The following is an 11,643-nucleotide window of genomic DNA, read 5'->3' on the forward strand; positions in this document are numbered from 1 at the left end:
CTACTGGTGCGGCGTTCACGTCGGAAAGCCTGAAGCCGACCCGCTCAGCCCGCTGACTCCCGTGACCGGGCCGCCTCGATCAGCCCCAGCAACTGCCCGACCTCGTCCGGGGTTCCGGCCCGTTCGACGGCGGCCGCCGACTCCGGGCGGGCGGGCCAGACCAGGGCGAGCATCCGCAGCGCCTCGATCCGCAGCGGGCCGTCCACGCAGTGCAGGACGGCGGCGAAGGTCTCCTCGCGCTCCGGCCACCGCTGCACCAGCACCACCAGAGCGGTGGTCGCCACCTCATGCGCCCGGTCGGCCAGGGCCGCCAGCACCACCTGCCGGACGTCCTCGCCGTCCGACCAGTGGGCGCCGAGGGCGAGCAGTGCGGCGCTCCGGACCTTCGGGTCCGCGTCTCGGACGGCGGCAAGCACACCTGTGCGTGCCTCCGGGCAGTGCGCCCAGTACCGGCGCAGCGCCTCGACGGCGACCAGGCGGACCCGTTCGTCCTGGTCCCCCAGTGCGTCCAGCACCCGCCGCCGGACCTCTTCGTCGAAGTGACGGTGGGCCAGTAGCCGCAGCGCGACCGCGCGGACCTCCCCGTCCTCGTCCTGCGTACCGGCGAGGTACACCGCACGGTCCCCGGAACGGAAGCGGTCCAGCCTCTGGAGTGCCAACGTCCGGATGCCGGGCACCGGGTCGGCGGTCGCCGCCCCGACGAGGCACCGCACTTCCTCGTGGTCCGGCAGGTGCACCGACAGTCGATAGAGGGCCTCCCGGCGCATCTCCGGCTCCTCCGTGGCGGCCTTGTCCATTCCCAGCCGCAGCAGTTCCGAGCCGTCGTGACCGAGCAAGGCCAACTGCCCCATCGCGGCACTCCACACGATCGGCGCGCGGGAGGATTCCCGCGCGCTGTCGAGTAGCGCCGTCCGGACTTCGGGGTACGCCGCGGCGGACCGGTCGAAGAAGACAGCGAGGAAAGGAACGGCCCGGATCGCGTCCAGCAGCGCCACCTTGACCTCGGCCTCGTCCCACCAACAGCGGGACAGGAAACTGGCCGCCAGCGTGTTGGTCGGCGATGAGGTTGTCAGCACGGTGAGGGCCGCGTCGCGGGCAGCGCGGTTCGACGGTGCTACTGCGCCCAGCGTGCTCCAGGCCTGTTTTCCGATGAGGAAGTCGATCCCCTGCGATGCGGTGAGAGCCGCTCGGAGCGATTCGGCATCTCCTGGGAAGCACAGCGGGAGTACCGCCAGGGCCCGCAGCCGAAGGAGGTCGTCGGCCGTCGGGCCCGCGGCGGCGAGCACGAAACCGCGGACCTCGGGGTCGGTCGGCCGATGCGCCACCAACAGATCAACAGCGACCTCCAGGACCGCCTGGTCCTCGGTTCCCTCGGCCAGTAGGCCCATCAGCAGGGCCCGGGCGTCCTCCTCCGCGGCGAAGTGTTCGATGTACGTCCGCAGGGCGACCGTCCGAACCGCCGAATCGGTGCCACGGTCCGTGGCCGCCGTACGGACCAACTCCCCCGTTGCGGGATCGTGGCGCCAGAGCGCGCCGAGTGCCCGGAACGCCTCGCGCGCCGCCCCGTTCCAGGTGATCCGGGTGAGGAGGTCCACCTCCCCGAAGTCGCCGCACAGGGCGGCCAGCACCTTGTTGTGGTCGGTGCGCGTCGGACGGGGTCCCCGGGCCAGCCACGGGAGGGCGCGCCGTCGGTAGCGTTCCCGGCCCGGCCAGGCGCGGGGGAAGTCGGGCAGGACCGCCAGCGCTTCGGCGGGCAGGCCGCGGAGTTCCTCCTCGGTGAGCGCGTCGACCACCGCGTCGCTCTGGGCCGCGAGCGAGGTCTCCGGCGGCCCCGGCCGGGCCCGACCGATCCGGTGGGCCTCGGCCAGGGCGCGCACCGCCAGGCCCAGGAACTCGCTGTCGTCCTCGTCCCGCCAGTACGGGGCGCCGCCCGCGTGGCGGTGCATGTGGAGCAGGTGGGCGATCACCCGGGCGTGCAGGGCGGGGGCGTCGCGGCTGACCATGCCGAGGAACAGCAGCACCGCCTCCCGCCACACCGGGTCGGCGGCCCGCTGCGCGAGTTCCGCGGCCAACTCGGGTTCGTCCCGGCGCTGGTAGCGGTGCGAGAGGTCCCGGGCGGCCAGGTACTCCAGGAAGGTGCGGTGCACGAAGCCGTAGGTCTCGGCGCCGAACGGGTGGATCAGGAAGGCCCGTTCGTAGAGGCGCTCGATCATCGCCCGGGACACCGTCCGGGCGATCGGTGCGGCGTAGCCGAGGTTCTCGACGAACTCCCGGATCAGGGCGTCCAGTTCGGTTGCCCCGATCAGTGGTGCGTCCGACTCGCCGCCCACCCGGCCCTGCTGGACCCGGGCGGCGATGCGCTCCAGCAGTTCCTGGAGCATCCGGCCGTCCAACTCCTCGACGGCGTGGGCGACATCGGGGTGGGCGTGCGGCGGGAGGCGCAGGTGTTTGGCGTCGCGGTCCCAGCGGCCGGCCAGGACCTCGACCGCGTGGCGGTAGACGTCGCGGCGGTCGCGCGGGATGGTCGCGCCGAGGCCGATCGCCGCCAGGATCGTCAACAGCAGGGGGTTACCGGCCAGTTCGCCGACCGACGGGAAGTCCCGCACCGCGTCCGTCAACTTCCTTGCCTGCCAGGCCGGTTCCTCCGCCTCGGCCGCCCGGTACCAGCGGCCGACGAAGCGTTCCACCTGCGGGCGGGTCAGCTCCCGCAGCTTGCCGATCCGGAAGTCCGCGCGGGCGAACTCGCCCTCGGCGAAGCCGACCGGGCGGGAGGTGACCACCGTCCGGACCTGCGGGTGGCTCTGGGCGAGGGCCGCGAGGTGGCGGGCGATCTCGGCCCGGCGCACCGGGTCGAAGACCTCGTCCAGACCGTCGAAGACCAGCAGCACCGGGTGCTTGCCGGACGGGGCGAGCAGCGCTTCGAGGGCCTCCCGCGGCAGGCCCATCCGCTCGGTGGCGTTGTACTGCTCCCAGTACTCCTCGAAGGTCCGGCCGGACCAGCGCGGGTCGGCGAGCCGCCGCAGCTCCACCACGATCGGGACGGCGCCCTTCAACGGGGCCAGCCCGTCCGGGAGTTCGTCGAGGCCACCGGCCAGGGCGAGGGCCAGGTACTTGCTCAGCGTGGTCTTGCCCGCGCCCGGGTCGCCGAGCACCACCAGCCGCCGGCCCGCCTCCGCGCCCAGCACGTCCAGGACGGGTTCGGGCGGCCGCGACTCGTCGGCCTCGGACGGCTCCTCCTCGCCGGGTTCCTCCCACGGGCCCCGCAGTTCCTCCCACGGGCCCCGCAGCCGGGCCGGGAGGCGGTGCCGGGGCCACTCCCAGGCCAGCAGCGGGGGTTCGAAGACCTGGCGCAGGCCGATCCGCGGCTGCTCCCCGGCCCGGCCGGGCTCGCCGAGGACGTCCAGGTTGAGGCGGTCGTACGTCTGCACCACCCGGGCCAGGTAACCGGACAGGTCGCCGCCGCTCCGGGCCGGCCGGCCCTCGGCGGCGGCGCCCTCGCAGCGCTGCCGCCACTGCCGGGCCTCGGCGCCGCCCAACCAGCTGCGCCGGACCGCGCCGGACTCGTCCAGCGTGGGCCGCCCGGTCCAGGACAGCCAGACCGCGACCACGGCCAGCAGCGGTTCCGTGCTCTGCGGCACCCGGAACCCGGCCGTGCTCCCGGCCGCCCACTCGCTGGCCCGCTGCCCGTGGAACCCCGCCGTCCCGGGCAGCCCGGACCGGCGCACGGCCCGCTCCAACTCCCGCAGCGAACACCCGGATTCATGCTCCGCCCGGCCGCGCAGCTCCCCCAGCGCCACCCGCAGCGCCTCGCGCTCCCCCGCCACCGGCCCCGCCCTCCCCAGTCCGCCCGACCCGTCCGCGCTCACGCAACGGACCGCTCACACTACCGAACGTCACCGTCCGGCGCGGGCGGGACGGTCAGCCGGACTTGACCACCTTGAGGATCTTGCCGGTGGCGCCCGCGGTGACGTAGCCGCCGCCGTTGTAGTCGTCGGAGAGGTAGTAGCGGATGGTGATCTCGTCGGCGAACCAGCCGTAGTCGACCAGCATGTAGCGGGACTTGGGAGTGTCGACGGCGAGTTGGGTCTTCGCGGTGGCGAACACGGTGGGGATCTGGTTCCAGTCGATCCTGCTGAGGTCGACGGTCTTGTCGGTGCTGCTGACGATGCCGCCGGGCCTGCTGGTGACCTTGCCGTTGCGGACGCTGACGTCGTCGTAGTGCTTGGGGTTGTCCTTGGTCACCACCTTCGCGTTGGCGTAGTCGGGGTAGATGCTCATCGAGACGATGGTCGCGTTGCCGACGGACGCCCGGATCGTGTCGACCAGGCCGCGCGCCCCGTCGGGGGTGAGCAGGTCCTTGTTCGTCCCCGTCCCCGTGCCGGCGCCCGCGCCGCCGTCGCCGCCCGTGCTCGGGGGCGCCTGCGTCTTCGGGGTCGAACCGGCGCCCGCACCCGTCCCGGCGGCGTTCGGGGCCGGGGTGACGCCGGCCACCGTCGCCGGGGAGTCCTTGGCCTTCTGCTCGACGCCCAGCAGGCCGCTGCCGTTCAGCGACCAGCCCAGCACGCCGAGCACCGCGACACCGGCCACCACGGCGGCCAGCACCGGCCCGGTCCGCCGCTTCCGCCCGGCGTCCGGCACGGGCACGGGCACGGGCGTGGTCGGGCCGGTCGGGTGCGCGGGCATCCCGTTGACCTCGGTCGGCCCGTACCCCGGCCCGCCGTACGTGGGCGCGGCGCCGGAGCCGGAGCCGGTGCCCGGCGGGACGGTGTCGTTGAGCTGGGTGGGCGAGAAGGCCGAGCCGCCGCCGAGGGTGCCGTCGATGCCCTGCTCGGCGGCGGCGAACAGCCGGTCGAGCTGGACGGCGTCGGGGCGGGCGGCCGGGTCGCGGGCCAGCAGCGCGGTGAGCGTGGCACCGAGCGGACCGGCCCGCAGCGGCGGCGGGAGCGGTTCGTCCAGGACGGCGGCCAGGGTGGCGATGGTGCTGCCGCGGCGCAGCGGGTGGTGGCCCTCGACGGCGACGTACAGCATCATGCCGAGCGACCACAGGTCGGAGGACGGGTTGCCCTCGTGGCCGCGGATGCGTTCGGGGGCGATGAACTCGGGCGAGCCGATCAGCGAGCCGGTGGCGGTCAGGCTGGGGGTCTCGCTGAGCGCGGCGATGCCGAAGTCGGTGAGCACGGGGGTGCCGTCGGCGCGCATCAGGACGTTGCCGGGCTTGACGTCGCGGTGGTGGATGCCGGCCGCGTGGGCGGCGCGCAGCGCGGAGAGCACGCCGCGCCCGATCCGGGCCGCCTCCTGCGGGGAGAGCGCGCCGCGGTTGATCCGGTCGTGCAGCGAGCCGCCGTTGACCAGCTCCATCACCAGCCAGGGGTGCGGGAGTTCGGCGTTGTCCACGATGTGGTAGATGATCACCACGTTGGGGTGCTGGAGCCGGGCCAGCGCCTGGGCCTCGCGCAGCACCCGCTCGCGCAGTTCGTACGCGGCGGCCGGGTCGGCGGCGAGCATCGCCGGGTCCGGCGGGCGGACCTCCTTGAGCGCGACCTCGCGCTGCAGCACGGTGTCGCGGGCCCGCCAGACCAGCCCCATGCCGCCACCGCCGAGCCGCTCCAGCAACTCGAACCGGCCGTCGATGAGTTGGGCTCCGGGCCCCCCGATAGTCATGGCGGTCATCGTAGGGGCTCGGCCGGACATCGATCGAACGGCCCCGACCGGCCCCGATTCCGTTCCCCACTCCCCTGGCGCCCGGTCCGACTCGACTGCCGAGGACCCGGTCCGACTCGGCTGCCGAGGACCCGGTCCGACTCGGCTGCCGAGGACGCTGGCCTTCCGGGCGGCGGCGGACTCCTCCTCGGCCGGCCCGCCCTCCTGCTTGAGCCCGCCCTGCTGCTTCAGGCTGCTCGGGCGCGGCAGGCACGGGTGGCGGCGCGGCAGCGCACGGCGAGGCAGCGTTCCCGGTGCGCCGACGCCACCGGCGGGACCATCGCCGCACCGCTCGGCACCGGCCGCCGCGCCCTCTCCCCGCCACTTGAACGGCTCGGCTCCCGCACCGGCCCGTCGATCCGCTTCCGGCTCGCTCCCTGGGCAACCCGCGACGGCTGCCCCCGGCGTCCGGCCCCGGTTAGGCTGGTGCGACACCGCCCGGCCTGCGAGGAGACCGCCCACCGTGAGCACCGAAGCCGAGCTGCGGCAGGAACTCCGGCGTCGGGCCGAGGCATTCGTCGCCCGCACCGACCGGTCCACCACATCGCTGACCCGGATGGAGATGATCATCGCGGTCGGCCTCGACGGCCCCGAGGAGTTCGACGACCTCTCCTACGCCCTGGCGATGTACAACCCGGGCGAGCCGGGATACTACGACGACGCCATGCTGACCGCGGAGTTGAAGCACGCCCTGCAGCTCGGCTGAGCCCCGGGCGGTGGCGCCAACGCCCCCCGGGGGCGGGTCGACCGGGGCCGATCGGCGGGCCGAACGGCACCTTGTGCGGGGGACGGGCCGGTGGGACGCTCGGCCGGTGATCGATGCGGGGTGGTGGTCGGCCGGGGTCGTGGCGGGCGAACCGGACGGATCTGGCGGGGCGGGGCGGCCGGGGTGGGCCGGGTTCGTCGAGGCGGTGCTGGCCACGGTGCCGGACGAACTGCCTTTCACCGCAGTCGGGTTCGAGGACGTCGTGGCGCCGTTCGCCCGGGCGGCGGCCGGGCTGCTGCCTGCCGGGGACGGGGGCGGGACGGTCGAACTCGGCTCCCTGCGCGCCGAGTTCGTCCAGCGGTTGACGGCCGTACTGGCCCGGCGCTCGGCCCGGACGCTGGTGCGGGAGCTCGACGCCGCCCGGGAGCGCGGCGACCTGGCCGGGCGGACTCCGGAGGAGCGGTTCCGGAGCTTCGCCACCGCGACGGCCGGCCGGGCCGGTCTGGGTGCGCTGCTCGCCCAGTACCCGGTGCTGGCAAGGCTGTTGGGGCAGACCTGTCTGCACGCGGCGGAGGCGCTGGCCGAGCTGCTGGCGCACTTCGCGGCCGACCGGGCCGAGATCGTCGCCACCCTGCTGGACGGCACCGACCCCGGCCCGCTGGTCACGGTGGAGACCGGCGCGGGCGACGGGCACCGGCGGGGCCGCAGCGTCGCGGTACTGGGATTCGCCGACGGCCGCCGGGTGGTCCACAAGCCGCGCCCGCTGCGGGCGCACCGGCACTTCAACGCACTCGTCCGCTGGTTCAACGCCCGACCCGGCACGCCCGACCTGCCGACCCTGCCGGTCCTGGCACTGCTGGACCGCGACGACTACGGCTGGGTCGAGTACATCGAAGCGCAAAGCTGTTCCACTGCACGGCAGTTGACCACCTTCTACCGTCGCCAGGGGGCGCTGCTCGCGCTGCTGTACGCGCTGGACGGCACCGACGTGCACCACGAGAACCTGATCGCCCGGGGCGCGGAGCCGTTCCTGGTCGACGTGGAGACCCTGTTCCACCCCCCGGCGGCGGGCCTCGGCGCCGACGATCCGGCGGGGGCCGCCCTGCAGTCCTCGGTGTACCGGACCGGCCTGCTCCCGCACCTGCAACTCGGGGACCGCACCGCGCTGGACGCCTCCGGCCTGGGCGGTGACGCAGGCGCCCCGCTCCCGGCGGACGCGGCGGCCTGGGCCGACCCCGGCACCGACCGGATGCGCCTGGTCCGCCGCCCGCGCACCCTGGCCGGTGCCGCCAACCGCCCCAGCCTGGCCGGCACCGCGGCCGAACCCGCCGACCACCTGGACGCCCTGCTGGACGGCTTCCGCGCCGGCTACCGGGCGGTGGCCGACGGCCGGTCCGAACTCCTCGACCCCCAGGGCCCGTTGGCCCGCTTCGCGGACGACGAGGTCCGGGTCGTGATCCGCCCCACCCGGACGTACGCGACCCTGCTCGCCGAGTCGACCCGCCCGGAGGTGCTGCGGGACGCGGCCTCCCGCGACGCACTCTTCCACCTGCTGGGCACCGACCCGGCCGCCGGCCCCGGCCACCCCGGCACCCTGGAGCACGAGATCGCCCAACTCTGGGACGGCGACATCCCGTTGTTCACCACCCGCCCGGGCTCGACCGACCTGTGGTCCGGCGACGGCACCCGCATCCCCGCCGCCCTCCCCCGAACCGGCCTGGCCCGGGCCGCCGCACGGCTGCGCGCCCTGAACGACTCCGACCTCACCACCCAGCAGTGGATCGTCCGCGCCACCATGACCGCCCGCGCCACCGCCGACCCCCACACCCCGCCCCCGCAGCCGCAGCCGGCCCTCGGGACCCCGCTCCCCGGCACCGGCACCGGCACCGCACAACTGCCCGGCGCAGCAGCCGCCCCCCCCCCCCCCCCCGACCTCTCCCCCGCGCGCCTGCTGGGCGCAGCCCGTCGGGTCGGTGACCTGCTGCTGGCGTCCGGGTTCGACGGGGGCGGGCGGACGAACTGGCTCGGGCTGGAGCTTCTCGGGGACCGGCACTGGCAGTTGCGGCCGTGCGGCGCGGATCTGGGCGGCGGGTACACCGGGGTGGCGCTGTTCCTGGCCCGGCTCGCCACCCGGACCGGGGAAGAGCGCTACGCGGCGGCGGCCGTCCGGGCGTTGGCGCCGTTGCCCGCGTTGCTGGAACGGCTGGCGGGCCGGCCGGCGGACCTCGCGGCGGTCGGCCCGGGCGGCTTCGCCGGTCTCGGCGGCATCGCGTACGCGGTCACAGCGGTGGCCGCCGCCCTGGACGATCCGGCCCTGTCCGCGCTGGTCGGGCCGAGCGTCGAGTTGACGGTGCGGGCCGCCGCGACCGAGTCGGCGCCGGGGCTGGCGGAGGGTCTGGCGGGCGGCCTGGCCGCGCTGCTGGCCGTGCACCGGGCGACCGGTTCGACCGCGGCCCGGGACGGGGCCCGTACCCTCGCGTCCCGTCTCCTCGCCGCTCCCCCGCCCCCCGCTGCGGGCTTCGCCACCGGCGCGGCCGGGGTCGGCTGGGCCCTGCTCGGCTGGGCGGAAGCCACGGAGGAGATCGGGGAGACCGGGGAGACCTCGGAGACCTCGGAGACCGGGGCGGCGGAGGCCGGACTGGCCGCCCTGCGGTCCGCCGCCCATGCACCGAACCGGCTCGACGGCTGGTGCCGGGGCCGGGTGGGCGTCGCGCTGGCGGTGGCCGACCGGCCGTCGGCCGCGCGCGACCCGGAGTTGGCGGAGTTCGCGGAGCGGACGGCCCGTCAGGTCGCCGCCCGCCCGGGACCGCTGCCGGAGCACAGCCTCTGCCACGGCGGGACGGGCGGCCTGGAACTCCTCACCCGGTGGACCGCCCCGGACCTGCGAACGGCCCGACAGCGGCAGGCGCAGCACTTGGTGGCCACGATCGAACGGGACGGCCGCCCACGCTGCGGCACCCCGGGGGCCGTCCCGGTACCGGGCCTGCTGGTGGGACTGTCCGGGATCGGCCACACCCTGCTGCGACTGGCCTCCCCGACCCAGGTCCCGTCGGTGCTCCTCCTGCAACCCCCGGCGCCCGTTCACCTGCGCCCCGGCCGGTGACGCCGAGCCGGCCCGCCCCGCGCCCCTGCGCAGCAGCGGCCCGACCCCCGCGAAACAGCCGACGATCACCACCCCTGCACGCGGCACCAGCCGCCCTCGTCCCGTCGGTGCGCCCACGCCCCCACGCCCCCGCCGGTGATGCCGAATCGGCCGCTCCGCGCCCCCGGGCAGGCGCGGCCGGAGTGCGGTACGGGCCGCATGTGATCATGGCGGTATGACATCCGGTCGGATCATCTTCCTCAACGGCACCTCCAGTTCGGGCAAGTCGAGCATCGCCCGGGAGTTGCTGGACGTCCTGGCCGACGGCGTCTTCTTCCACCTGGCGGTCGACGGGTTCAACGCGATGCGCACCAAGCGCGAGCTCGGGACGGCGGAACTCGACGCCGCGCTGCGGCGGACCAGGATGGGCTTCCACCGCTCGATCGCGGCCATGGCCGGGGTCGGCAACGACATCGTGGTCGACCACGTGCTGAGCGAGCCGTGGCGGCTGCTCGACTGCCTGACGGTGCTGCGGCCCGAGGACGTGCTGTTCGTCGGCGTGCACTGCTCGCCGGACGAACTGGCCCGCCGCGAAGCCGCCCGGGGAGACCGCCCGCCGGGCCTCGCCGCCCACCAGTACGGCCTGGTCCACCGCCACGGCGACTACGACCTGGAGTGCGACACCAGCACCACCAGCCCCCTCGAATGCGCCCACCGGATCAAGGAGTTCCTCCCGCACCGCCCCACCCCCACCGCCTTCACCCGCCTCCGCCGGCGCCTCCTGCCGGACCTCCAGGAACCACCGACGGCCTGAGCCCCGGCAGGGAACTCCCCGCCCGGCCGGAGCGGAAGACGGACTCGCGCAGACAGCCAGAGGCGCAGCCAGTGCGCCGGTCGCCCTCCCGATGCCGACGCTCCGAAGGAAGCCGTGAGCATGCCCGGGATGACGGCACCTGCGTCGGATGCCAGCGCCTGCGTCGGTGGGACGGAGGGTCGATGTTTCGCTATGCGCCGGAGGACAGTCGGCTTGCGGCCCGGTCCCACGGCCGGGGGTCGATCAGGTCGTCCCCGTCGGAGGCGTCCTCCTCGAACCAGCCCGTCCCCGCGAGCCACGTCTCCAGCCACGCTGCGAGGCTGTCGGAGTCGAGGAACCAGCACTGATCCCACGATCCTCCGCTGTACGGGTTCGGCTCGAAGAGCAGGACCTGGCCGCTCTCGCTGAGACAGTCAACGCCTGCGTACATGGCACAGCCCCAGGTCAGGATCGGTACGACGCCTTCGGGCCACTCCGGGTGCTCCACTCCGACGGACGCCTCCCGTCGCGTCAGGTACTCGCCGACGACGCCGGAGCCCGGACCGAGCAGCGGCAGCAGTCGGTAGTCGGGGCCGAAGCCGCCGTCGGCGACCTCGCGGTACAGGCGCACGAGCAGGGGATGCAGTGCGAAGCCCAGTTGCGCCTCGGCCTCCGCGATCCGGGCGCTGCTGACGGGTGCGGGAAGGCTGTCGCTGTCGGATGCGGCCCGGAGGGAAACGCGTTGCACGAGGTCGTCGAGATCGGTCATGACCGTGATGCTGTCAGGGCGCGCCGACACGTCGGCTCTCGGCGAGTCCCGCTCCGCCGACCCGGCCGGACGGTGCGCCACTCACCCCCCGCCCGGACCGGTCGGCCAGGAGACCGGGCCGCCGTCGGCAGCTCGGGGGCTCGGGCAATTCGGGAGTGCATCGGGTGGGGAGGTGGAGGTTGGGGGCATCTTGTGTGGAGGCGTGGCCGGTGGGAAGCTCGGCCTGTGATCGCGGTGGAGGGGGACCACCGGCCCGGGGAGCGGTTTCCGGGTGTGCGGCAGTGTCACCGTCAGCGGAAGGAAGGTATCCACCCATGCAGACTCCGAAGCATCCTCGGCCGGCCGGGCTCGCCGAGTCGGCGGCGCAGCCGTCCGGCGGGAGCGGGCTCTGGGGCACCGGCGGCGCCCTGGGGCGACGGGCGGCCGCGCTGTCCGGGGGCGACGAGATGCTGATGCTGTCGCACACCCCGTACGAGACGATGACCTGGACCTACCGGGACGGTGTCGCCTCGGCGGACTGGTAGGCCACCCACCGGGCGGGGCGTCCCCGGGCGCTCCGCCCGGTCCCGGCGGCGCACGACCCCCGAGGCCCT

The 11,643-nt window shown here is 75.0% G+C and carries 7 protein-coding genes; 4 read left to right on the forward strand and 3 right to left on the reverse strand.

All coding sequences use genetic code 11. The features are described from left to right. Nucleotides 1–44: 44 nt before the first annotated feature. Both ACIOHG_RS24605 and ACIOHG_RS24610 read right to left on the reverse strand, forming a co-directional pair. Complete coding sequence (locus ACIOHG_RS24605; RefSeq protein ID WP_400953748.1) at nucleotides 45–3,824, reverse strand: HEAT repeat domain-containing protein; 3,780 nt, start codon at nucleotides 3,822–3,824, stop codon at nucleotides 45–47. A 94-nt stretch (nucleotides 3,825–3,918) separates the two neighbouring features. Beyond that, nucleotides 3,919–5,661, reverse strand: a complete 1,743-nt coding sequence (locus ACIOHG_RS24610; protein ID WP_400953749.1) for a serine/threonine-protein kinase — start codon at nucleotides 5,659–5,661, stop codon at nucleotides 3,919–3,921. 502 nt (nucleotides 5,662–6,163) lie between these two features. Between ACIOHG_RS24610 and ACIOHG_RS24615 the strand changes: the two genes are divergently transcribed. The 3 genes from ACIOHG_RS24615 to ACIOHG_RS24625 all read left to right on the forward strand — a co-directional run bounded on the left by ACIOHG_RS24615 (nucleotide 6,164) and on the right by ACIOHG_RS24625 (nucleotide 10,302). Beyond that, nucleotides 6,164–6,406, forward strand: a complete 243-nt coding sequence (locus tag ACIOHG_RS24615) for a hypothetical protein (protein ID WP_400953750.1) — start codon at nucleotides 6,164–6,166, stop codon at nucleotides 6,404–6,406. A gap of 106 nt (nucleotides 6,407–6,512) precedes the next feature. Continuing rightward, the gene (locus ACIOHG_RS24620) at nucleotides 6,513–9,509 is read left to right on the forward strand and encodes a type 2 lanthipeptide synthetase LanM family protein (protein WP_400953751.1); all 2,997 of its coding nucleotides are present in this window, start codon (nucleotides 6,513–6,515) and stop codon (nucleotides 9,507–9,509) included. A gap of 214 nt (nucleotides 9,510–9,723) precedes the next feature. Continuing rightward, on the forward strand, nucleotides 9,724–10,302 hold the full coding sequence (locus tag ACIOHG_RS24625; RefSeq protein ID WP_400953752.1) for a chloramphenicol phosphotransferase CPT family protein: 579 nt from the start codon (nucleotides 9,724–9,726) through the stop codon (nucleotides 10,300–10,302). A gap of 190 nt (nucleotides 10,303–10,492) precedes the next feature. Here ACIOHG_RS24625 and ACIOHG_RS24630 read toward each other — a convergent pair whose 3' ends face one another. Next, nucleotides 10,493–11,050 carry an SMI1/KNR4 family protein gene (locus ACIOHG_RS24630; RefSeq protein ID WP_400953753.1) on the reverse strand — a complete coding sequence of 186 codons (558 nt, stop codon included), beginning with the start codon at nucleotides 11,048–11,050 and terminating at the stop codon, nucleotides 10,493–10,495. Nucleotides 11,051–11,364: 314 nt separating this feature from the next. On the opposite strand from ACIOHG_RS24630, the gene ACIOHG_RS24635 reads away from it, so the two are divergent. Next, complete coding sequence (locus ACIOHG_RS24635; protein WP_400953754.1) at nucleotides 11,365–11,574, forward strand: hypothetical protein; 210 nt, start codon at nucleotides 11,365–11,367, stop codon at nucleotides 11,572–11,574. The last annotated feature ends 69 nt before the right edge of the window (nucleotides 11,575–11,643 follow it).

This window comes from Kitasatospora sp. NPDC088134 (assembly GCF_044741705.1).
GTDB lineage: Bacteria > Actinomycetota > Actinomycetes > Streptomycetales > Streptomycetaceae > Kitasatospora.